This window comes from Micromonospora sp. NBC_00821, from assembly GCF_036347035.1.
Taxonomy (GTDB): domain Bacteria; phylum Actinomycetota; class Actinomycetes; order Mycobacteriales; family Micromonosporaceae; genus Micromonospora; species Micromonospora hortensis.
In genome coordinates, this window is sequence record NZ_CP108880.1 from 4715792 (window position 1) to 4736573 (window position 20782).

Genomic DNA, 20782 nt, shown 5'->3' on the forward strand with positions numbered 1-20782 from the left:
CCGCGCGCGCTCTGGGTGAAGCTGGCCGATGGCGCCACCGTACGTTGCCTCAGGCGGTCGCCAGACGGACCATGAACTGGCAGCCGTCGGAGGTGTTGCGCACCTCGACCCGACCGCCGTGCGCCTCCACCAGGCCATGGACGATGGCCAGGCCGAGCCCTCCGGACGCCCCGCCGTCACCGGGGCCGGGCGTGCGGGCCGGTTCACCGCGGAACGCGATGTCGAACAGGCGGGGAAGGTCGGCCGGGGGGATGCCGCCGCAGGTGTCGGCGACCGACAGCCAGGCGTGGTCGTCCTCCCGGCCGGCTTCGATGCGTACGGTGCCGTCCTCAGGGGTGTAGCGGACCGCGTTGAGCAGCAGGTTGGCCACGACCCGGGCCAGCTCCGGTTCGCTCGCGGCGACCGTCGGCCATCCCGACTCGCTGGCGATCAACGTGATTCGGCGAGCGTCCGCCAACGGGATGGTGCTGGCGAGCGCGTCCGAGACCACCTCTCCGAGCGGCACCGCCGTCAACGACAACCGCAACGCTCCCGCGTTGATCCGGGACAGCTCGAACAGGTCGTCGACGAGTCGGGTCATCCGGTCGGTCTCCAGTCGGATGCGTCGGTGGTACTCGTCGACAGTGTCCGGATCACGCACCACCCGGTCCTCCAACGCCTCCGCCATGGCCCTCAGCCCGGCGAGCGGGGTCCGCAGGTCGTGGGAGACCCAGGCGACCAGGTCACGCCGGCCCTTCTCCAGTTGCCGCTCCCGCTCCCGGGCCTGGTCGCGCCACACCGCGGCGCGGGCCAGGCGCCGGCCGAAGTGCCCGCCGACGGCGAGACTGACCACCGCTGCCGCCGCGACGGTGATCAGGACCACCTCAAGGTCGTGCGCGGAGAGGAACATCGCTTCCGCGACCGCCATCACCCCGACGGCGACGGCGACCACAGTGGTGGTGAGCAGCACGTTGAGGTGCACGGTGATCGAGCTGCGCCGGAGCGCGCGGAGCAGCACCGCGCCGGCGAGCCCGATGCCGAGCGCCGCGCCGAGGGCGATCGCGAAGATCAGGAGTACGTCACGCATGGGCAGGCTCATAGCGGTAGCCGACGCCCCAGACCGTCACGATCCGCCGCGGATCGGCCGGGTTCGCCTCGATCTTCTCCCGCAGCCGGCGTACGTGCACTGTCACTGTCGAGTGGTCCCCGAAGTTCCAGCCCCAGACCTGCTCCAGAAGCTCGGCCCGGCCGAACACCCGGGACGGATGCCGCATGAGGTGGACGAGCAGGTCGAATTCGCGCAACGTCAGGGCCAGATCCGCACCGGCGAGGCGGGCGGTTCGGGAGGCCGTGTGCACCACCAGGTTGCCGTCGGTGAGCGCCTCTGGCCGCTCGGGTGGCGCCCCGGCGCCGGCGCGACGGAGCACCGAACGGACCCGCAGCACCAGTTCCCGGGGTGAGAAGGGCTTGGTGAGGTAGTCGTCCGCGCCGAGTTGCAGCCCGAGGATCCGGTCGGACTCGTCACCGCGCGCGGTGAGCATGACGATCGGTACGCCGTCCGGCCGTACCCGCAGCGCCCGGCACACCTCCAGGCCGTTGATCAGCGGCAGCATCAGGTCGAGCACGACCAGGTGTGGCGCCTGCCGCTCCACGGCCGCCAGTGCCGCCGCACCGTCGGCCGCGAGGCTCACCTGGAAGCCGTCGTTCTCGAGGTAACGACGGATGACGTCGCTCACGGTCTGATCGTCGTCGACCACCAGCACACGCTGTGTCACGGACCGTCCCCGTTCCGCCCCGTCAACGTCTCCCCCAGATGTCCATCGGCCCAGCGTAGCCAGGCACCAGACTCCGCCCGCACCGGCAAACCTTGCGAGGTTCTTACGGCTGCGCGCGGAGACCCGCCCAGGCGTACGCGAGGTCATACGGTGACCGGAATGCGGATCCTTGTCACCGGTGCGGCCGGGTTCATCGGCTCACACGTCGCCGACCTGCTCACCGACGACGGGCACGAGGTGGTGGCGGTGGACGCCCTCCTGCCCGAGGCGCACGGCGCGACGGCGCCGCAGTGGACCGAGCGGCACGACCTGGTGGTCGGTGACGTACGCGACGGCGAGCTGCTGACCCGGCTACTGGCCGGCGTCGACGCTGTCTGCCATCAGGCAGCCATGGTCGGCCACGGCGTCGACCCCGCCGACGCCCCCCGGTACGCCGCGCACAACGACCTCGGCACTGCCACCCTCCTCGCGGCGATGCACGCCGCCGGGGTGCGCCGATTGGTGCTGGCCAGCTCGATGGTGGTCTACGGCGAGGGTCGCTATCACTGCCCCAGCCACGGGATCGTCCGGCCAGCCAGCCGCCGGGTCGTCGACCTGGCCGAGGGCCAGTACGAGTCGACCTGCCCTCGCTGCGACCAGGCGCTCTCCCCCGGTCTCGTGCCCGAGGACGCGCCGTTGGAGCCGCACAGCACGTACGCCGCCACCAAGCTGGCCCAGGAACACCTCGCCGGCGCCTGGGCCCGGCAGACCGGCGGATCGGTCTGGGCCCTGCGCTATCACAACGTCTACGGCCCGCGAATGCCCCGCGACACCCCGTATTCGGGCGTCGCGTCGATCTTCCGGTCGGCGCTGGCCGCCGGACGACCGCCCCGGGTGCTGGAGGACGGCCGGCAACGTCGCGACTTCGTGCACGTGACCGACGTGGCCACTGCCAACCTGCTGGCCCTCACGACACCGGCACCGGATCCCCTGACCCCGATCAACGTCTGCTCGGGCGAACCACACACCGTCGGCGAGTTGGCCCACGAGCTGGCGTCGGCGATGGGCGGGCCACCGCCGGTCACGGTCGGGGGCGGGCGGGCGGCGGACGTACGGCACGTCGTGGCCGACCCGGCACGCGCCGCCCGGGTGCTCGGTTTCACCGCCCGGGTCGGCTTCGCCGCTGGCATCGCCGACTTCACCACCGCGGTGATGCGGGAACCGGCATCGGTCACGACACCGTCCACAGTAGGTGGTTGACGGCGAGAGCCGTGGCGGCCTGGGCGGCCAACCACCACCGTCGGTGACAGTGGGGCAGGTGCGCGGTGGCTACCAGCAGCCAGACGGCGAACGGTAGCCAGATCCGCTCGACCTCGGCCTTGCTGAGCCCGGACAGGTCCGCCGCGAGCACCGCCGCCGTCGCCGCGAGGGGCAGCCACACGGTGGGTCCGGCGCTGGCGATCCGCTGTCGGAGGGCCGTCGCGAACGGTGCCTGCGGTGCTCGGATCGACACGGCGGCCACCGCCCGCCGCAGCGCCGGCCCGACCACCGGGCCGGCCGAGAGCAGCAGGGCGGCGAGATTCGCCCAGACCCAGTAACCGTACGGACGTTCCGCCGCCCAGCCCTGGTAGTAACGACGTGCCACCAGGTGGTAGCCGTCCAGCCACCAGAAGCCGGCGACAGTGAACACGGCGACGACGGCCGCGACCGCCGTCGCCGCGACCAGGAGCACGGCGAGGCGGTCCCGCGCGCGGAGCAGCACCACTGTCAGCGCGAGCAACCCGACCAGGACGAACCCGTACGACAGGTAGAGCGCGAAGCCGAGCAGCAGCCCGCCCACTGCGGCACCTGCTCGGCCACCCACCGCCAGCAGCGCCAGCCCGGCGGCGACCACCGCGGCGAAGATCCCGTCCGCGGACGCGCCCACCCAGACCGCCCCCGGGAGGAGCACCAGGAACGGCCACACCGCTCGGGCCGCGTCCTCGGCGCCGAGTGCCCGCAACGTCACCGGAACCGACACCGACACCGTGGCGCCGAGCAGGACGCAGGCGAGCCCGGCGGCGGTCCCACCACCCAGGCCGATCCGCTCCAGCCAGACGAAGAACAGCAACGCTCCCGGTGGGTGGGCGGCGGCGTGGGTGGACCACGAGTCGGGCTGGAAGTCGAGAATCCGGTCGGCGAAGCCGGACAGCATGATGCCGACGTCCGTCACCCGGGGCACCTCGTGCAGGTACTCGGCCTGCACGGTGAGCCGCTCGGTCAACCCCGCGGACCAGCCGTCCACGAGGGCCAGCGACAGCGTCCAGAGCAGCGAGGCGAGGTAGCCGACCGCCAGCAGCCGCGGCCACGGCGTGTCGGTTCCCCAGCGCACGCCCCGCCAGACGAACAGCGCCGCGAGGAGAAACGCGGCGGGGGTGCCGGGCCCCAGATGGGGCTGCCAGGTCGCGTAGAGCGGCGCCGCGTCGGCGTGTAGCCGTACGCCCTGATGGTTGAGCAGGGCGCCGACGGCGACGGCGAGGGCGAGCACTGCCACCTCGGCGCCGAGGACGATCAGGTCGGCGGACCGGGTTCGTCCCGGCCGGGTCATCATGGTCATGGTGACGGCCGACGATACGACCTCCTACCAGGCATTCGGCGGCCAGACGGTGAGACGTCAGCGAGTCGTAAGATCCGTTGCCGTGTAAGCGATTCGTAAGGAGAAACGGCGGTCCGGACGCCCGGTGGCGGGCCTAGCGTCGCCGGTATGCACACAACGATCGACGTGGTGTTGCCGTGTCTGGACGAGGCGGCCGCACTGCCTGCCGTACTGAGCGGGCTACCGCCCGGCTACCGCGCCATCGTGGTCGACAACGGCTCCACCGACGGTTCGCCGGTCGTCGCGGCCGAGTACGGGGCCCGGGTCGTCCATGAGCCGCGACGCGGGTACGGGGCTGCCGTGCACACCGGCCTGCTGGCGGCGGAGGCGGATCTGGTCTGCGTGCTCGACGCGGACGGTTCGTTCGACCCGGCCGAGTTGCCCAGGCTCGCCTCGGCGGTGCTCGACGGGCGGGCCGATCTCGCCGTGGGGCGGCGTCGGCCGGTCTCGGCGGACGCCTGGCCGTGGCACGCCCGTGCCGGGAACGCGGTGGTCGCGGCCCTGCTGCGGCGTCGCGGCGTGCCGGTGTACGACATCAGTCCGATCCGGGTGGCCCGCCGGGCGGCGCTGCTGGGCCTCGGTGTCGACGACCGCGCGTTCGGCTATCCCCTGGAGTTGCTGCTGCGTGCGGCCGGAGCGGGCTGGCGGATCCTCGAACTGGACGTCGCGTACGCGCCCCGGGCCGCCGGGACCCGCTCGAAGGTCTCCGGGTCGGTCCGGGGCACGCTGCGGGCGACCCGGGACTTCGCCGGAGTGCTGCGGGCCGACGCCGGTGGTGGCCGGTGAACGTCCTGCTCCTGGTCGCGAAGGCGCCGGTCCCCGGGCAGGCAAAGACGCGCCTCTGCCCGCCAGCCGATCCCACCCAGGCAGCCCGGATCGCGGCGGCGTCGCTGTTGGACACCCTCGCGGCGGTGCGCGCCACCGCCGCGACCATTCCCGTGTTGGCCCACACCGGTCGATTCGCCGACGCCGAGTACGGCGCGGAGTTGACCGCCGCGTTGGCCGGTTGGCACCTGCTTCCGCAGCGCGGTGGCACGTTCGCCGACCGCCTCGCGAACGCCCACGCCGACACCGCTGCGGCATTTCCCGGACGGCCGGTGCTGCAGATCGGCATGGACACCCCGCAGATCCGGCCGGCAGTGCTCACCACCGCGCTCGACCGGCTCGCCGAACACGAGGCGGTGTTCGGGCCGGCGCTGGACGGCGGTTGGTGGGCACTCGGGTTGCGCGATCCGAGGCACGCCAGCGCATTGCGCGACGTACCCATGTCGACAGACGACACCGGGCACCGCACCCTCGCCGCGCTGCACGGGCGCGGCGTAGACCCGGCGATCCTGCCCGTGCTGCGGGATGTCGACGACTGGTCGACGGCGCTGGCGGTCGCGGACGACCTACCTGGCACCCGGTTCGCGAACGCCGTCGCGTCGGTGGGCGGCCAGCTGCTGAGCGGACACCCCCGGTGAACCCGACGATCAGTCTCGACGGTTTCGACGTGGTGCTGGGCAGACTCGGCGGGTGGGCCGCCGACCAGGACGCGTACGGCACGTCGGTCGGCCCGAGACCTGCGACCCCACCCGACCACTGGCTGGTGCACACCGACGGGCGACGTGACCTGTTGCCGGTACGGCGCTGGCACGGTCCGCCCGAACCGGCAGTCGAGTCGGTCGCGGCACGCTGCACCGGGCCCACGATCGACCTCGGCTGCGGCCCTGGCCGGTTGACCAGGGCACTCGCCCAGCGCGGCCTCGTCGCACTGGGGGTGGACATCTCGGCCGAGGCGGTACGTCTGACCCAGGGGCGGGGTGTGGTGGCTCTACGACGCGATGTCTTCGAACCCCTTCCCGGCGAGGGGAGGTGGGCGCACGCCCTTCTCATCGACGGCAACATCGGCATCGGTGGCGACCCGGTCCGCCTGCTGCGCCGGTGCGGCACCCTGATCGCGGCCGACGGAACGCTGCTGGTGGAGGTGGAACCCCCGGGGGCCGGGCTGTGGCAGGGACAGGCGTACGTCCTGTCCGGGACCTCCGGCGATCGGGAACTGCGCGGGCCGGCGTTTCGCTGGGCGCGGGTCGGGGCGGAGGCGGTGGCCCGCGCCGCCGCCGCTGCCGGCCTGCGCGTCGTCGACAGTTTCCGGTTCGGTCAACGCTGGTTCGCCGAGTTGGCACGCTCTTGATCCGCCGGCCCCGCGTCCCCGCCCCCGAGGACTTCACCGCGCCCTCGCACTCACCGCTGGTCACCGCCCGGCTCGGCCTCTGGCTCGGGGTGGCGTTCGGGCTGTGTTTCGGCACCGGGCTTCTCAGCCACTACATCCAGCACCCGCCGGGCTGGTTCACCTGGCCGACCCGACCGGTCAACCTGTACCGGATCACCCAGGGCGTTCACGTGCTCTCCGGTGTCGCGGCGATCCCGTTGCTGCTGGCCAAGCTGTGGAGCGTCTATCCCCGGCTGTTCGTCCGTCCGCCGGTGCGTCAGCCGATCCGGTTGTCCGCCCACGCCCTCGAACGGATCTCCGTTCTGGTGCTGGTCTGCGGCGCGTTCTTCGAACTGGTCACGGGTCTGTTCAACGTCGCCCAGTCGTACCCGTGGGGGTTCTTCTTCCCGACGGCGCACTACGCGGTCGCCTGGCTGGTGGTCGGGGCGATGCTGCTGCACGTCGCGGTGAAGCTCCCGGTCGCCCGCGCGGCGCTGAGCACCCCACTACGGCGCAGGAGGGCGGTGCCGACTGCGACACCGGGGCCGGACGATCGGGAGTCGTCGGAGCGACGGGCGTTCCTGCGTACCTCGGCGGGCGTCGCCGGCATCGCCGTACTGGCCACCGCCGGGGTCACAGTGCCATGGCTGCGTCGGGTCTCGCCGCTGGCGTGGCGTTCCGCGTCCGGGCCGCAGGGCGTACCGATCAACCGCACGGCGGCTGCCGCGCGCATCGTCGTTCCCCCGGACTGGCGTCTGGAAATCGTCTGGTCGGGCGGGCGAGGCAGCCTTTCCCTGGCCGACCTGGCGGCCCTGCCGCAACGGACGGCAGAACTGCCGATCGCCTGCGTCGAGGGCTGGAGCGCCTCGGCCCACTGGACCGGCGTGCCCGTCGTTCAGTTGCTCCGCTGGGCCGGCGCCCCGACCGGCCGACCGGTTCGGGTCACCTCACTGGAGACCGACGGCCTGTACGCGGCCAGCACACTCCCTGCGGCCCATGCCCGCGACCCGCTGACCCTGCTCGCCCTGCGGATCAATGGTGAGCAACTGTCTCCCGACCACGGTTACCCGTGTCGACTCATCTCGCCGAGCCGGCCGGGAGTCCTGCAGACCAAGTGGGTGGCCCGGCTGGAGGTTCTGCGGTGAGAACCGTTCGGCTGCTCCTGTTCGTGGTCGGTGCCGCGGCCACCGCGTACGGCGGTTGGTTGCTCCTCCCCCAGTTCGGCCCCGCCCTGCCGTGGCTGATCGGCGGCCCGGTGCTGCACGACGTCCTGGTGGCACCGCTGGTCGGACTGGTCGGGGTGGCGCTGGGTCGACTGGTGACGAACCGGCTGCGCCTGGCGTGGATCGCCGCGGGCCTGCTGGCCAGCGCCACGTTGGTGCTGGTCGCGGTGCCCCTGCTGTGGCGACCGCCCTCGGCGCCTCCGAACCCGGGCCTACCGGACCGCGACTACCCGTTGGGGCTCGCCGTCGGGCTGGCTGTCCTCTGGGCCGTGATCGTGGTCGTCCTGGTCGTCGCCGCCATTGTCGACCGACGCGTCGCGCACCGACGGGCCGACCGTCGCTGAGTCGACCCCCAGCCGCTTTTCACTGTTCGCCCAGGAGGGGTTACACATGTCAGCAGGAGACACCAGCACGACCGATCGCCCGCCGGTCGCCGTGATCGGTGGATCGGGGTTCTACGAGTTCCTCGACGACGTCGCCGAGGTCACAGTGGACACACCGTACGGACCGCCGAGCGACGTGCTGTCCGTCGGGAGTGTCGCCGGGCGGCCGGTGGTGTTCCTGCCGCGCCACGGACGCGGGCACGCCCTTCCCCCACACCGCATCAACTACCGGGCCAACCTGTGGGCGCTGCGGGCACTCGGCGTCCGCCAGGTGCTCGCACCGGGCGCCGTGGGTGGCCTGCGACCGGATCTGGGGCCGGGGACGCTCGTCGTACCGGACCAACTGGTCGACCGGACCAGCGGCCGGGAGCAGACCTACTACGACGGACAGCCGCGCGCGGACGGGAAGCCCTCCCAGGTCGTTCACGTGTCCTTCGCCGACCCCTACTGTCCGGTCGGACGAGCTACCGTCCTCGACGCCGCCCGATCCGCCGGTTGGCAGCCGGTCGACGGCGGAACCATGGTCGTCATCGAAGGGCCCCGATTCTCCACCCGTGCCGAATCGCGCTGGTACGGGCGGGAGGGCTGGTCGGTCGTCGGCATGACCGGCCACCCGGAAGCGGTGTTGGCCCGCGAACTGGCACTGTGTTACACCGCGCTGTCAGTGGTGACCGACCACGACTCGGGCGTCGAGGTTGGCCAGGGCGTGACCCAGCAGGAGGTGTTCACTGTCTTCGCCCGGAACATCGACCGCCTGCGGCTCCTGCTCGGCGACGCGGTGAAGACGTTGCCGGAGGACCAGGGAGCCTGCCCGTGCGGACAGGCGCTGGCAGATATCGAGCGGTGAGCGTCGTAAGAGTTCCGAAAGGGTTCGCGAACAGTTCGACGGCGGTTCCGGCCGTACGCTGCGGGGGTGATAAAGCGGATGTTCCGGTCGCCGGTGGTCCGAGCCGGTCTCGCCGTCGTTGTCGTCGTGGCGATGCTGGGCCTCTACTGGTTCCAGCCGTGGAAGCTGTTCACCGACACCTACGTCGACGAGGCGATTCCCCGCGTAGCGGCGACGTCGGCCGCGCCGACTCCGGCGTCCGCGACCCCGGAGTCCTCGACGCCGGCCCCCGCGACCTCGGCAGCCACCCCCGCGGCGAACGAGATCCTGACCGTCGGCGAGTTCGTCACCCATGAGCACCGGACGACCGGCACTGCCGAGATCCACCGGCTCGCCAACGGGAACCACCAGCTGGTTATCCGAGACCTGAACACCTCGAACGGTCCGGACCTGCGGGTGTGGCTGACCGACCAACCGGTCATCCGGGGCACAGCCGGCTGGCGGGTGTTCGACGACGGCGAATGGGTCGAGCTGGCGAAGCTCAAGGGCAACAAGGGCAACCAGGTGTACGAGCTACCGGCGTCAGTCGACCCAGCCGACTTCCGCAGCGTCTCCATCTGGTGCAAGCGGTTCGCGGTCTCCTTCGGCGCGGCAGATCTCACGAGCGCCTGACCGGCCCACCCGGGGCGCAACCTGCCGGACACGGCATTGACATCTTTCACTGCGCGATCTAGCGTCGGGGCGAATCGATTCGACGCCGAGTCGGGTGTTTCGGCACCGTCGGGCGAACGGTCACGTGGTGTTCGGGCGCACTGTGATGGCCACCATCGATTCGACGACGGACTGGTCCTGCATGGGCGGCGAGACCAGTGACGGAAACCTGTGTCGATGAGCCGGCCGGGGCGCCGCCGGCACATCGCGTCCTCTGGGGTTCGCCCGCGGCGAACGTGGTCGACGGGGTGACCAGCGGTGGCGCGTCGTGGCGGCGTACGGGTTGCCGTGGACCCCTTTCAACCAGTTCGTGCCGAGTGGCGGGAGCCCCTTCATGACAAGACGTAGACCCATCCTTGGACTGCTCGCGACGGCGGCGGCCGTCGTCGTGACAGTGAGCGCGGGAGCACTGGCCGGTGGCGCGAGCACCACCGCGTCGGCCGCGAACATCGGAGTGGCCGCAGCGACCGCCGGGTGCGGCAAGGCGCCCACGTTGACCAGCGGCCAACGGTCCATCCAGAGCAGCGGCCAGAACCGTAGTTTCATCCTGAGGATTCCTGACAACTACGACAGGAACCACGCCTACCGGTTGATCTTCGGTTTCCACTGGAACGGCGGCACCGCCAACGACGTCGACGGCGGTGGGTCCGACGGGGCAGCCTGGTCCTACTACGGGCTGCGGCAGCAGGCGAACAACAGCACCATCTTCGTCGCCCCCCAGGGCAACGGCAACGGCTGGGCCAACCCAGGCGGCCAGGACGTCACCTTCGTCGACGACATGATCAGGGTGATCGAGGCAGACCTCTGCGTCGAGACCACGCAACGCTTCGCGCTCGGCTTCAGCTACGGCGGCGGCATGAGCTACTCGCTGGCCTGTTCCCGACCAAGCGTCTTCCGCGCTGTCGCTGTCTACTCCGGCGGGCAGCTCAGCGGGTGCGGCGGCGGCACCCAGCCGGTCGCGTACATGGGGGTCCATGGCATCGGGGACGCGGTGCTCAACGTCTCGGCCGGACGGTCCCTGCGCGACACGTTCGTGCGGAACAACGGGTGCACCGCACAGAGCCCACCCGAACCGAGGGCGGGCAGCCTGACCCACATCACCACCACCTACTCCGGCTGCCGGTCCGGCTATCCGGTGGTCTGGGCCGCCTTCGACGGCGGGCACACCCCCGGCCCGGTGGACGGCGGCGGCGACAGCGGAGCCAGGACGTGGACCAAGGGCGAGGTGTGGCGGTTCTTCACCCAGTTCGGCGGCAGCACCGACCCGACGACGCCGCCACCGACCACCCCGCCACCGAGTGGCACCTCGGCCCTGCGCAGCACGTTCTCCGGACGCTGCCTCGACGTCAACGGCGCCTCGCAGACCAACGGCGCGGCGGCGATCATCTGGGACTGCCACGGTCAGAGCAACCAGAGCTGGACCTCGACCGCCGCTCAGGAGCTGCGCGTCTTCGGCGGCAAGTGCCTCGACGTCAACGGCGCCGGCACCGCGAACGGCAGCTCGGTGATCATCTGGGACTGCAACGGGCAGTCCAACCAGAAGTGGCGGCTCAACACCGACGGCTCGATCACCGGAGTTGGTTCGGGCCGGTGCCTGGACATGGTCGGCAACGGCACTGCCAACGGCACGCGCGTCCAGATCTGGGACTGCACCGGCGCGGCCAACCAACGATGGAGCCGGAGCTGAGCCCGGCGAGGTTCCCGGGACGGGGACCGGCCCAACAGATGTTCCACCACCCACAAGGAGGCTCAACAGTGCCACTTCGCAGACTCTCCGCCCCCTGGCTGGGGGCAGCCATGGCGGTCATGGTTCTGATCGCCGTCGGAATGTACGTCCTCGCGACCGTCGCGCCGGCGGCGGCGGCCACCACCGCCGGCTGCGGCAAGGCGCCCGGACTGAACAGCGGCACCCACACCATCCAGAGCAGCGGGAAGAGCCGCAGCTTCACCCTTCGGCTGCCGGACAACTACAACAACACCTACGCCCACCGGCTGGCCTTCGGGTTCCACTGGTTGGGCGGCACCGCCAGCCAGGTCGCGGGCGGCGGCTCCGACGGAGCCGCGTGGGCCTACTACGGCATGCTCTCCCAGTCGAACAACACCACGATCTTCGTCGCCCCGCAGGGCCTCAACAACGGTTGGGGAAACTCCAACGGTGAGGACGTCACCTTCACCGACGACATGATCCGCATGATCGACAACGCTCTCTGCGTCGACACCACCCAACGTTTCTCGGTCGGGTTCAGCTACGGCGGCGCGATGAGCTACTCGTTGGCGTGTTCCCGGCCGACGGTGTTCCGTGCGGTCGCGGCAATCGCGGCCCCGGGGGCGATCAGCGGATGCAGCGGTGGCACCCAGCCCGTGGCGTACCTGGGCATCCACGGCATCAACGACAACATTCCCAGCGGACGGTCGCTTCGCGACAGGTTCGTCCGCAACAACGGATGCGCCGCACAGAGCCCACCCGAGCCGAGGGCTGGGAGCCTGACCCACATCACCACCGCGTACTCCTGCCAGCCCGGATACCCGGTGCTCTGGGCCGCGTTCGACGGCGGCCACCAGCAGGGCCCGGTGGACGGGTGCGCCGGCTGTGAGAGCGGCGCGCGAAGCTGGGTCAAGCAGGAGGTGTGGCGGTTCTTCACCCAGTTCGGGTCGGACGTGCCGCCCACCACTCCCCCGCCGACGACCCCGCCGCCCGGCCAGCAGAACGTGCAGATCGTGGGAAGCCCGTCCGGCCGGTGCATCGACATCCCCAACTCCAGCACCGCCAACGGCGCCCGCCCGCAACTGTGGGACTGTCACGGCGGCACCAACCAGCGCTGGACCCACACCGCCAACCGCACCCTGACCGTCTACGGCAACAAGTGCCTGGACGCCAGCGGCGCGGGCAGCAGCAACGGCACCGCGGTCCTCATCTGGGACTGCAACGGCCAGGCCAACCAACAGTGGAACCTGAACTCCAACGGCACCATCACCAGCGCCCAGTCCGGGCTGTGCCTCGACGCCATCGCCTCCGGCACGGCCAACGGGACACAGCTTCACCTCTGGGCCTGCCACGGCGGGGCCAACCAGCAGTGGGCCAGGCGCGCCTAGTACCGCACCACCCGCCCTGTCGGAGACGCGCCGCTCGGGTCCTGTCCCGGGCGGCGCGTTGCCGTCAGGCGGTGACGCGGCGCAGACCGAGACGTGCGCGGTGACGATCCGCCAGCCGACGGGCAGGCGTATCCAGGCCCGGGTCCGCCGACGCCGACTTCGGGCGGCGCGATGGCGTCCTGAGCACATTGCAGGATCAACGTGGGAACGCTCACCGCTGCGAGATCCGCACGGTTGTCGGACAGGAACGTCGCACGGGCGAACACCTGCGCCATCGCGGGATCCGTCCGGCAGAAGCTCGCCGTCAGCTCTTCACCCAGCTCCGGCCGCTCCGGGTTGCCCATGATCAACGGTGCCATGCTCGACGACCAGCCGAGGTAGTTGCTCTCGAGTGAACCGAGCAGGTCGTCGATGTCGTCGCGGGTGAAACCACCTCGGTAGTTTTCGTCATCGATGTAGCACGGTGAGGGGGTGACCAGGACAAGCGCGGAGAAGCGGTCCGGTTCGCGGTTCGCCGCGAGGACCCCGATGCTCGAACTGACCGAATGCCCCACGAAGACCGGTTGCTGGAGGTCGAGGTCCCGGCAGATGTTCAGCACGTCGTCGGCGTAGCCGTCCAGGGAGGAGTACCGGTCAGCGTCCCAGGCCGCCGGATCGGCTTGGCCTGATCCGACGTGATCGAACAACACCAGCTGGGCCCACTGTCCGATTTCGGCTGCCACGTGGCGCCACATGTGCTGGTCGCAGCCGAAGCCGTGCGCGAGCACAACGGTAGGGCCGCCCTCACGACCGGTCACCAGCACGTTGTTGCGGTCGCGTACACGCATTCGCCTATTTTCCATCACCCGCATCCCCGTACCAAATGTTGGTTCACCTGGGCGAACGTCGTCGCACGAACGACCTGGCAGACCCGGTAATCGATGATCACCAGGATCGTCAGGTGAAACTTTCCCTGGTGGGGGGTGGCCGGCACGGCGGCGGACAATTCGTGTCCTATCCCTTCGACCTCCTCTGCGGCCGCCAGGACCTGTGCCACGCCGAGGGCCGCCAACGCCGGGTGGGTCTCGGCCACCGCGCCGCCCGAGGGGACCGGCCCGGTCCAGAGCGCCCGGTGCCATGGGCGGTTCGCGGGTGGCCCCCACCACGCCGGTGCCACCGGCCCGAAGAGCAGGACCGATGGCGTGGGTGGAGGCGGTCGGCCTCGACCCCGGTCGTGGAGTGGGCCGCGCCGACCAGAACCAGAGCCGCGCCCACCACAACGCCTGCACCCCTCAGGTAGGGCCACTCCCCCGATCGGCGCTCCCCAACCGAGAAGGGGACCACCGACCCGCGTTGGCCACCGGGATGTTCAGGTCTATCCCGGCGCTGCTCACCGCCAGCAGGTAGCTGACGCACGGAGCGGCGGCGCGCAGAGCCACCGTCACCTCGGCAGACTCCGCCGCGCGCTGTGTTCGCAGCAGGGCGCTGATGCCGTGGGCGCTGAAGAACGTCACCCCGGAGAGGTCGAGCACCAGACGAGCGGGTCGCCGGGTGATCACGTGTTCGGCCATCTCACTGATGAGATGAGCGGTGCTCATGTCGACCTCGCCGGAAACGACGATCAGTGGTGCGTGTCGATCATTGCGCAGGTCGAGCGTCATGATCGGTTTGGCGGGCCGAGCGTGCTGCCGCACGGGCTGAGCGTGCTGCCGAGTGAGTTGAGCGTGCTGCCGAGTTGGCTGTTCGAGGATGGACATGACGCCTCCCGATCTGGTGCATCGGTGAGTCGGACCCTCCCGCGGCGACGAGGCGCGGACGGCGGACCTGGGCGCATGTCTTGACCCGCGAACCACCCTACCCACGATTTTCGCCGCCGACACCATTCGAGCGGTGGGCGAACCTCGATCCGGCGGCGATGGCGGGAATCCCCGAAGAGGTGCCGCTCGTCCGGTTTGGTCCGCCGGCCCGGGGTAGGGCACATGCTGAAGGGCGGTCGAGGCGAGGAGGCGACGGTGGCGGACGCGACGGTGGCGGACCTGGTGGTGGCTCGGTTGGCCGACTGGGGCGTGGACCGGGTCTTCGGCTACTCCGGGGACGGTATCGATGGGGTGATGGGGGCCCTGCGTCGGGCCGGTCGACCGGAGTTCGTGCAGGCCCGGCACGAGGAGACGGCGGCGTTCATGGCGTGCGGGCACGCCAAGTACACCGGCGCGCTGGGGGTGTGCCTGTCGACCCAGGGACCGGGCGCTGTGCATCTGCTCAACGGCCTCTACGACGCCCGGCTGGACTCCCAGCCGGTGCTCGCCCTGGTCGGCCAGCAGGTGACGTCCGTGCTGGGTAGCGGCTACCAGCAGGAAATCGACCTGGTACGTCTCTACGGCGACGTGTGCGCACAGTTCGTGCAGACCGCGTACACCCCGGAGCAGTTGCCGATGCTGCTCGACCGGGCGATCCGCACCGCTCTGGCGACCCGTAGCCCGACCTGTGTGATCCTGCCGCACGACGTGCAGACCGCCCCGGCCCCGGACCTCGGCGCACAGGAGCACGGGATCATGGTGACCAACCCGGGGTTGCCGGTGCCCGAGCTGCGGCCCCGCGCCGATGATCTGCGGGCCGCCGCGAACCTGCTCGACGCCGGGGAGCGGGTGGCGATCCTGGTGGGGCAGGGTGCCCGAGCCGCCGCCGACGAGGTGGTCGAGCTGGCCGAGGCCCTCGGCGCCGGCGTGACGGCGTCGCTGCTGGGCAAGCCGGTGCTGGACGAGGCGCTGCCCTTCCACACCGGCGTGATGGGCCACCTGGGCAGCACCGCCAGCAGCATGGTGATGAGCGAGTGCGACACCCTGCTGATCGTCGGCAGCAACGATCCCTGGTCGGAGTTCTACCCGGCGCCGGGGCAGGCTCGGGCGGTGCAGATCGACATCGACGGTCGACGCCTGGGGATGCGCTACCCCGTGGAGGTGCCCCTGCTCGGTGACGCCGCCGAGACCATCCGGGCGCTGCTGCCGCTGCTCACCGCCCGGCCCGACCGGAGCTGGCGTCAGCGCGTCGAGGGCGAGGTGACCCGCTGGCGGGACATCGCCCGGCAGCGGGCGACCGCTCCTGCCGAGCCGGTGAACCCGCAGTACGTCCTGCACGCCCTCACCGACCGGCTACCCGCAGACGCGCAGGTGGCGGTGGACGTCGGGTCGGTGACCTACTGGTACGCCCGGCACCTGCGGCTGCCCGCCGGTGTGGACGCGCACCTGTCCAGCACCCTGGCGTCGATGGGCTCGGCGCTGCCGTACGGGCTGGCCGCGAAACTCGCCACCCCGCACCGACCGGTGGTGGCACTCGCCGGGGACGGGGCGATGCAGATGAACGGGCTGGCCGAGTTGCTGACCGTCGCGCACCGGTGGCGGGACTGGGCGGATCCCCGGTTCGTCGTGCTGGTGTTGCACAACCGCGACCTGGCCGAGGTGAGCTGGGAGCAGCGGGAGATGGAGGGCGATCCCCGCTTCGTCGACTCTCAGCGCCTGCCCGATGCTCCGTACGCCCGGTGGGCGGAGCTGCTGGGCCTGCGCGGCGTCCGGGTCACCAGCCCGACCGAGGTCGACAAGGCCTGGGACGAGGCCCTGTCGGCGGACCGGCCGACGCTGATCGAGGCGATCGTGGACCCGGCGATCCCGCTGCTTCCGCCCGCGCAGCCCTACGAGAAGGTCGCCACCATGTACGAGGCGCTCGGTCGGGAGGACACCGACCTGGGCCGGCGGGCGCTGGCGCACCTGCGCCGGGAACGGGCCACCGAAGGCTTCGACGATCCGCGGTGACACCGGGCAGGCATGACGAACAAGCTTCGGGAGAAGGATCCTGAGCAGGCGCGGAGCGGCACGAGCGACAGGGGGAACGTGATGGGCCGAGTGGGGCGCTCCGCGCACGCGTTCACCGGCGGCGCACTGGCGGTGGTGCTCGCCGGGCTGGTCGCACTCGTCACCCACCAGCCGTGGCTGTTTCCCAGTCTGGGGCCGGCGGTGATGTTGCACGTGGAGAAGCCGGCGTCGCCGGAGTCCTCGCCGCGCAACACGTTCATCGGGCACGGGGTGGCCCTGCTGGCCGGTTACCTGTTCCTGGTGGCCTGCGGGCTTGCCGACGAACCCTCGGCGCTCCAGGAGGGGGTGACCGGGATGAGGATCGTGGCGGTGGCCGGGTCGCTGGCGGTGACCGCATCGGTGCTGGTGCTGCTGAAGGCGTCGCACGCCCCGGCGGGCGCGACGACACTGATCGTGAGCCTGGGCCTGCTCCGTACCCCGACCCAGTTGCTCGTCGTGGCCGGCGCGGTGGTGCTGGTCACGGTCGTCGACTGGCTGTACGGACGGGTGTCGGGCCGGCCGATGCCACTGTGGGCGGCGCCCGCGCCGTCACCGGAAGGGGGACATCGTGGTGGATCGGATCGCCGACCCGTGGGGTGAGCGGACCCCGTACGGGCCGGGACAGCAGTGGCCGGTGCGGGTGGACCGGTACCTGGCCGACGGCCGGACCGACGCCGACGTGGACCGGTGGGTGCAGTCGGCTTCGGTGCTGCACTCCAACGGCGACGCGCTGGACATCGCGGTCGGCGACGGGCGGATCGTCGGGGTGCGCGGTCGGGCTGTGGACCGGATCAACCGGGGGCGGGTCGACCCGAAGGACCTGTACGGCTGGCAGGCCAACCACAGCCCGGACCGGTTGACCCGACCGCTGGTCCGCGACGGCGGCCGCCTGGTCGAGGCGGACTGGGAGACGGCGATGGGCCGGATCGTGGCCCGGTCGAAGGAGCTCCTCGACGGGCCGGGTGGGTGGGGGCACTTCGGCTTCTACACCAGCGGGCAACTGTTCCTGGAGGAGTACTACACGCTCGGTGTGATCGGTAAGGCCGGTCTGGGCACGCCGCACATGGACGGCAACACCCGTCTCTGCACGGCCACCGCGGCGGCGTCGATGAAGGCGAGCTTCGGCACCGACGGGCAGCCCGGCTCGTACACCGACGTGGACCACTGCGACGCGATCGCGCTGTGGGGTCACAACGTCGCCGAGACGCAGACGGTGCTGTGGATGCGGATGCTGGACCGACGCCGTGGCCCCAATCCCCCGGCGATGCTGGCGGTGGACCCGCGCGCCACCCCGGTCGCCCGGGAGGCCGATCTGCACCTGGCGGTGCGTAACGGCACCAACGTGGCCCTGATGAACGGCCTGCTCCGGGAGATCATCCGACGCGGTTGGTACGACAACGACTACGTCGACGCACACACGTTGGGTTTCGAGGAGCTGTGCCGGATCGTCGACGGCTACCCGCCGTCGCGGGTCGCCGACATCTGCGACGTGCCGGCCGCCGACGTGGAGCGCGCGGCCGAACTGCTCGGCACCTCGCAGCGGTTGCTGTCGACGGTGTTGCAGGGCTTCTACCAGTCGAACCAGGCCACCGCCGCCGCCTGCGCCGTCAACAACCTGCACCTGGTCCGCGGCATGATCGGCCGGCCGGGCGCCGGGATCTACCAGATGAACGGTCAGCCCACCGCCCAGAACAACCGGGAGACCGGCGCCGACGGCGACCTGCCCGGCCTGCGCAACTGGGACAACGAGCGGCACGTCGAGGAGCTGGCCCGGCTATGGAACGTGGACGTGGACACCATTCCGCACTGGGCGCCGCCGACGCACGCCATGCAGATCTTCCGGTACGCCGAGCAGGGCTCGATCAAACTGCTCTGGATCTCCGCCACCAACCCGGCCGTCTCGCTGCCGGAGCTGCACCGGATCCGGCAGATCCTGACCCGGCCGGAGCTGTTCGTGGTGGTCCAGGACCTCTTCCTCACCGAGACCGCCGAGCTGGCCGACGTCGTTCTGCCCGCCGCCACCTGGGGCGAGAAGACCGGCACGTTCACCAGCGTCGACCGGACCGTGCACATCTCCGACAAGGCCGTCGACCCGCCCGGGGAGGCCCGCTCGGACCTGGACATCTTCCTCGACTACGCCCGCCGGATGGACTTCCGCGACCGCGACGGCCAGCCGCTGATCGAATGGAGCGGGCCGGAGGAGGTGTTCGAGGCGTGGAAGGAGTGCTCCCGGGGTCGGCCGTGCGACTACACCGGCATCACCTACGAGAAGCTGCGCGGCGGCTCGGGCATCCAGTGGCCCTGCACCGACGAGCACCCCGACGGTACTGAGCGTCTCTACACCGACGGACGGTTCCACACCGACCCCGACTACTGCGAGACGTACGGTCACGACCTGGCCACCGGCGCGGAGTTCACCGAGGCGGAATACCAGGCCAAGGAGCCGGACGGGCGAGCGTTCCTGCACACCGTCGACTACCAACCCTCACCTGAGGTGCCCGACGACGAGCATCCGCTGCTCCTCACCACCGGCCGCACCGTCTACCAGTTCCACACCCGCACCAAGACCGGCCGCGCCCCGCAACTCAACCAGGCGGCACCGGACGTGTGGGTGGAACTCAACCCCGCCGACGCGGCCCGGTTCGGCATCGTCGAAGGCGACCTGGTCGGCGTCTCCTCGGCCCGCGGCGCCATCCAGGCCCGCGCCCGGCTCTGCGGCATCCGGCCCGGCGTGGTCTTCCTGCCGTTCCACTACGGCTACTTCGACCAGGACCCCGCCGACCGCACCCCGCGGGCGGCGAACGAGCTGACCATCACCGCCTGGGACCCGGTGTCCAAGCAGCCCCTCTTCAAGGTCGCCGCCGTCGCGGTGACGAAACTCGCCGACGGGCGGGGCGTACCCTCGCCGGCGCCGACCGTCGGCGGCAGCGCACCACCGGCGGACGCTGACGTGCCGCCCACAGTTGGTGGGCCGGCGGCCGAGGCCACCAGCGGGAAGGAGTGAGCCGTGCATCTCGCCCACTACCTCGGTCTCCTGCACCGCGCGCAGGTCAATCTCGCCGACGCGTTCCGGCAGGTCGCCGAGGCGCACGCCGAGGAACCCGACATCGAGCACCTCTGCCAGCAGCAGGCGAAGCGCTGCGACGCGCACGCCGAACAGCTGCACCCGTTCGTGGTCCGCTACTCCGAGGACGCCCCCGACGAACCCGACCGGTTGCACTCGCAACTGTTCACCGGCACCCGCACCGGCGGCATCGGCCTCCTGCGGGACCTCCAGGACCTCTACCTGATGGCCGCCGAGTGCGACATCACCTGGACCGTCGTCGGCCAGGCCGCCTACGGCGCCCGCGACAAGGACTTGCTCACGGTAGTGCAGCGCTGCGAGGGAGAAACGGCGATCCAGCTCAAGTGGCTGCGTACCCGGATGAAGGCCGCCGCGCCCCAGGCGCTCGTCGTCGCCGACTGACGGCACCCGGTTCCGACCCCCTCGTCGAGGCCACCGGGCTGCCGACGACCCGCGGGCGGGTCACCGTCGACGAGTACCTGACGGTGCCCGGCCACCCGGAGATCCTGGCCTGCGGCGACGCCGCCGCCGTACCCGACCCGGCCCGACCCGGCGAGATCACCCCGATGACCGCCCAACCGCGCCCGCACCGCCGCCGACTGGCTCTTCGCCGCGATCGGATCCCGGCCGAGCCTGCAACTCGGCCTGGTGCCCGACGCCGCCGTTCCCCTGGACACCGCGGCCCCGGAACTCGCGCGCCGCTGACCTGTCCCCGGTGGCCGGTGCGGGCCGGTTGACAGGTATGGAACGCGAGCCGCCCCGCCGCCGAGAGGCGGCGGGGCGGGCCAACTGGCGCCTCGTCGGGTCACTCGCCGCCGGCGGCTCTGTCACTGTCGGCCTCGGCGTCCGCCGCGCCGGTCGGGGTGCCGTCGCCGTCGCGGGTGGCGTGGGACAGGTCCACGTCGGCACCGGTCCGGGCGGCGTCCACCTTCGCGTCGTCCGCGCCGACGATCTCCCCGGCGGGACCGGCGCCCGCGCCCTCGTCGTCGATCAGCCGTCCGGCGTCGGCCAGTCCGACCGGTACGTACCTGGGATCGGTCATCTCGTCCTCCTCGGGGGTTTCTGCTCGCCCCCTACCGCTACCCCCAGGTGGTTTCCA

At 71.3% G+C, this 20782-nt stretch carries 21 protein-coding genes; 14 read left to right on the plus strand and 7 right to left on the minus strand.

What is annotated here, in order from left to right:
* Window positions 1-49 precede the first annotated feature (49 nt).
* Both OHB44_RS21555 and OHB44_RS21560 read right to left on the minus strand, forming a co-directional pair.
* The gene (locus tag OHB44_RS21555) at window positions 50-1066 is read right to left on the minus strand and encodes a sensor histidine kinase (RefSeq protein WP_330438012.1); all 1017 of its coding nucleotides are present in this window, start codon (window positions 1064-1066) and stop codon (window positions 50-52) included.
* The gene (locus tag OHB44_RS21560) at window positions 1059-1754 is read right to left on the minus strand and encodes a response regulator transcription factor (protein ID WP_238684103.1); all 696 of its coding nucleotides are present in this window, start codon (window positions 1752-1754) and stop codon (window positions 1059-1061) included. Before OHB44_RS21560 ends, OHB44_RS21555 begins: the two co-directional genes overlap by 8 nt.
* Window positions 1755-1913: 159 nt before the next feature.
* Between OHB44_RS21560 and OHB44_RS21565 the strand changes: the two genes are divergently transcribed.
* A complete protein-coding gene (locus OHB44_RS21565) occupies window positions 1914-2993 on the plus strand; it encodes an NAD-dependent epimerase/dehydratase family protein (protein WP_330438014.1) in 1080 nt (359 codons plus the stop codon).
* Here OHB44_RS21565 and OHB44_RS21570 read toward each other — a convergent pair.
* On the minus strand, window positions 2965-4320 hold the full coding sequence (locus OHB44_RS21570; protein WP_330438015.1) for a hypothetical protein: 1356 nt from the start codon (window positions 4318-4320) through the stop codon (window positions 2965-2967). The two genes, OHB44_RS21565 and OHB44_RS21570, sit on opposite strands and share 29 nt — an antisense overlap.
* Before the next feature lie 156 nt (window positions 4321-4476).
* Here OHB44_RS21570 and OHB44_RS21575 point away from each other — a divergent pair, with 156 nt between their 5' ends.
* The 9 genes from OHB44_RS21575 (at window position 4477) to OHB44_RS21615 (ending at window position 12795) form a co-directional block, all read left to right on the plus strand.
* On the plus strand, window positions 4477-5154 hold the full coding sequence (locus OHB44_RS21575) for a glycosyltransferase family 2 protein (RefSeq protein WP_238684106.1): 678 nt from the start codon (window positions 4477-4479) through the stop codon (window positions 5152-5154).
* Window positions 5151-5831: a TIGR04282 family arsenosugar biosynthesis glycosyltransferase gene (locus OHB44_RS21580; RefSeq protein WP_330438017.1), complete on the plus strand. Its 681-nt coding sequence runs from the start codon at window positions 5151-5153 to the stop codon at window positions 5829-5831. The genes OHB44_RS21575 and OHB44_RS21580 overlap by 4 nt, the downstream gene beginning before the upstream one ends.
* On the plus strand, window positions 5828-6541 hold the full coding sequence (locus tag OHB44_RS21585) for a class I SAM-dependent methyltransferase (protein ID WP_238684108.1): 714 nt from the start codon (window positions 5828-5830) through the stop codon (window positions 6539-6541). The genes OHB44_RS21580 and OHB44_RS21585 overlap by 4 nt, the downstream gene beginning before the upstream one ends.
* Complete coding sequence (locus tag OHB44_RS21590; RefSeq protein WP_238684109.1) at window positions 6538-7704, plus strand: molybdopterin-dependent oxidoreductase; 1167 nt, start codon at window positions 6538-6540, stop codon at window positions 7702-7704. Before OHB44_RS21585 ends, OHB44_RS21590 begins: the two co-directional genes overlap by 4 nt.
* Window positions 7701-8126, plus strand: coding sequence for a hypothetical protein (locus tag OHB44_RS21595; RefSeq protein WP_238684110.1), 426 nt, complete (start codon window positions 7701-7703; stop codon window positions 8124-8126). Before OHB44_RS21590 ends, OHB44_RS21595 begins: the two co-directional genes overlap by 4 nt.
* A gap of 46 nt (window positions 8127-8172) precedes the next feature.
* Window positions 8173-9012, plus strand: coding sequence for an S-methyl-5'-thioadenosine phosphorylase (locus OHB44_RS21600; RefSeq protein WP_238684111.1), 840 nt, complete (start codon window positions 8173-8175; stop codon window positions 9010-9012).
* Between the two features lie 66 nt (window positions 9013-9078).
* Window positions 9079-9663, plus strand: a complete 585-nt coding sequence (locus OHB44_RS21605) for a DM13 domain-containing protein (protein WP_372488299.1) — start codon at window positions 9079-9081, stop codon at window positions 9661-9663.
* Between the two features lie 373 nt (window positions 9664-10036).
* Window positions 10037-11389 carry a ricin-type beta-trefoil lectin domain protein gene (locus OHB44_RS21610; protein WP_330438018.1) on the plus strand — a complete coding sequence of 451 codons (1353 nt, stop codon included), beginning with the start codon at window positions 10037-10039 and terminating at the stop codon, window positions 11387-11389.
* A gap of 119 nt (window positions 11390-11508) precedes the next feature.
* Complete coding sequence (locus OHB44_RS21615) at window positions 11509-12795, plus strand: ricin-type beta-trefoil lectin domain protein (protein WP_238684390.1); 1287 nt, start codon at window positions 11509-11511, stop codon at window positions 12793-12795.
* Here the strand turns inward: OHB44_RS21615 and OHB44_RS21620 are convergent.
* The 3 genes from OHB44_RS21620 to OHB44_RS21630 form a co-directional block, all read right to left on the minus strand.
* Window positions 12792-13646 carry an alpha/beta fold hydrolase gene (locus OHB44_RS21620; RefSeq protein WP_330438019.1) on the minus strand — a complete coding sequence of 285 codons (855 nt, stop codon included), beginning with the start codon at window positions 13644-13646 and terminating at the stop codon, window positions 12792-12794. The genes OHB44_RS21615 and OHB44_RS21620 overlap by 4 nt on opposite strands.
* A complete protein-coding gene (locus OHB44_RS21625; protein ID WP_330438020.1) occupies window positions 13637-13867 on the minus strand; it encodes a hypothetical protein in 231 nt (76 codons plus the stop codon). The genes OHB44_RS21620 and OHB44_RS21625 overlap by 10 nt, the downstream gene beginning before the upstream one ends.
* Before the next feature lie 199 nt (window positions 13868-14066).
* The gene (locus OHB44_RS21630; protein WP_330438021.1) at window positions 14067-14468 is read right to left on the minus strand and encodes an STAS domain-containing protein; all 402 of its coding nucleotides are present in this window, start codon (window positions 14466-14468) and stop codon (window positions 14067-14069) included.
* A gap of 285 nt (window positions 14469-14753) precedes the next feature.
* On the opposite strand from OHB44_RS21630, the gene OHB44_RS21635 reads away from it, so the two are divergent.
* Genes OHB44_RS21635 through OHB44_RS21650 form a run of 4 tightly spaced genes read left to right on the plus strand, consistent with a single transcriptional unit; the run spans window position 14754 to window position 20085 of the window.
* Window positions 14754-16580: a thiamine pyrophosphate-requiring protein gene (locus OHB44_RS21635; protein ID WP_266301934.1), complete on the plus strand. Its 1827-nt coding sequence runs from the start codon at window positions 14754-14756 to the stop codon at window positions 16578-16580.
* 12 nt (window positions 16581-16592) lie between these two features.
* A complete protein-coding gene (locus OHB44_RS21640; protein WP_266301933.1) occupies window positions 16593-17219 on the plus strand; it encodes an HPP family protein in 627 nt (208 codons plus the stop codon).
* Entirely contained in the window at window positions 17188-19623 is a 2436-nt protein-coding gene (locus tag OHB44_RS21645) for a molybdopterin oxidoreductase family protein (RefSeq protein ID WP_266301932.1), read from the plus strand. The genes OHB44_RS21640 and OHB44_RS21645 overlap by 32 nt, the downstream gene beginning before the upstream one ends.
* A 3-nt stretch (window positions 19624-19626) precedes the next feature.
* Window positions 19627-20085: a hypothetical protein gene (locus tag OHB44_RS21650; protein ID WP_266301931.1), complete on the plus strand. Its 459-nt coding sequence runs from the start codon at window positions 19627-19629 to the stop codon at window positions 20083-20085.
* A 403-nt stretch (window positions 20086-20488) separates the two neighbouring features.
* Here the strand turns inward: OHB44_RS21650 and OHB44_RS21655 are convergent, their stop codons facing one another.
* Window positions 20489-20725, minus strand: a complete 237-nt coding sequence (locus tag OHB44_RS21655) for a hypothetical protein (protein ID WP_266301930.1) — start codon at window positions 20723-20725, stop codon at window positions 20489-20491.
* Window positions 20726-20782: the final 57 nt, after the last annotated feature.

Coding starts and splice junctions, on each gene's coding strand:
- OHB44_RS21640 (WP_266301933.1), top strand. CDS start 16,593: ATGACGAACAAGCTTCGGGAGAAGGATCCTGAGCAGGCGCGGAGCGGC.
- OHB44_RS21570 (WP_330438015.1), bottom strand. CDS start 4,320: ATGACCCGGCCGGGACGAACCCGGTCCGCCGACCTGATCGTCCTCGGC.
- OHB44_RS21575 (WP_238684106.1), top strand. CDS start 4,477: ATGCACACAACGATCGACGTGGTGTTGCCGTGTCTGGACGAGGCGGCC.
- OHB44_RS21600 (WP_238684111.1), top strand. CDS start 8,173: ATGTCAGCAGGAGACACCAGCACGACCGATCGCCCGCCGGTCGCCGTG.
- OHB44_RS21635 (WP_266301934.1), top strand. CDS start 14,754: ATGCTGAAGGGCGGTCGAGGCGAGGAGGCGACGGTGGCGGACGCGACG.
- OHB44_RS21620 (WP_330438019.1), bottom strand. CDS start 13,646: ATGCGGGTGATGGAAAATAGGCGAATGCGTGTACGCGACCGCAACAAC.
- OHB44_RS21615 (WP_238684390.1), top strand. CDS start 11,509: ATGGTTCTGATCGCCGTCGGAATGTACGTCCTCGCGACCGTCGCGCCG.
- OHB44_RS21565 (WP_330438014.1), top strand. CDS start 1,914: ATGCGGATCCTTGTCACCGGTGCGGCCGGGTTCATCGGCTCACACGTC.
- OHB44_RS21655 (WP_266301930.1), bottom strand. CDS start 20,725: ATGACCGATCCCAGGTACGTACCGGTCGGACTGGCCGACGCCGGACGG.
- OHB44_RS21610 (WP_330438018.1), top strand. CDS start 10,037: ATGACAAGACGTAGACCCATCCTTGGACTGCTCGCGACGGCGGCGGCC.
- OHB44_RS21555 (WP_330438012.1), bottom strand. CDS start 1,066: ATGCGTGACGTACTCCTGATCTTCGCGATCGCCCTCGGCGCGGCGCTC.